The organism is Pseudomonas sp. 05N434 (assembly GCF_056396965.1).
In genome coordinates, this window is the sequence record NZ_JBFTMK010001025.1 from 1 (window position 1) to 651 (window position 651).

Genomic DNA, 651 nt, shown 5'->3' on the forward strand with positions numbered 1-651 from the left:
ATCGGTGGGCGTGCGGGTTCGCAGCCTGAAAGAGGTAGAGGCATCGGTGGGCGTGCGGGTTCGCAGCCTGAAAGAGGTAGAGGCGGAAGGCGTCGTGGCGTTGCCGGGTGTGTGCATCGATGACCTGGACATCAGTGTCAGCAACTATGAGCATCCGCGTCCGGAATTGCTGCGTTGCGATGAGTTGCGCATCGTTGAAGAGTGCGTGCACAGCCACTTGCTCAAATCCAACTGCCCGGTCACCAGTCAGCCGGACTGGGGCAGCGTGGTGGTGGAGTATCGTGGCGCGGCGCTGGATCACGCGAGTTTGCTGGAATACATCGTGAGCTTCCGCCAGCACTCGGACTTCCATGAACAGTGCGTAGAGCGGATTTTCCTCGACCTGCAGCGGTTGCTGAAGCCGGAGAAATTGACGGTGTACGCGCGGTATGTGCGTCGTGGTGGATTGGACATCAACCCGTATCGCAGCACCGAAGAGGTGCAACTGCCGAACCATCGCTTGGTCCGACAATAAAGAGCCAGTGTGGGATTGCATTTGCACATCCCGGATATGAAAAAGCCCCGCTATCGATAGCGGGGCTTTTTTGCATCTGGCAGGTTCAGATCCCCATATTGCCCAAGGCTTGCACAATGTTGCGCAAGGTGCCGGCC

Annotated in this window: 1 pseudogene; it reads left to right on the forward strand. The window is 58.2% G+C overall.

The features are described 5' to 3' along the window. Positions 1-514: pseudogene (locus AC1DLB_RS31490) on the forward strand (NADPH-dependent 7-cyano-7-deazaguanine reductase QueF); the annotation flags it as partial. Positions 515-651 lie beyond the last annotated feature (137 nt).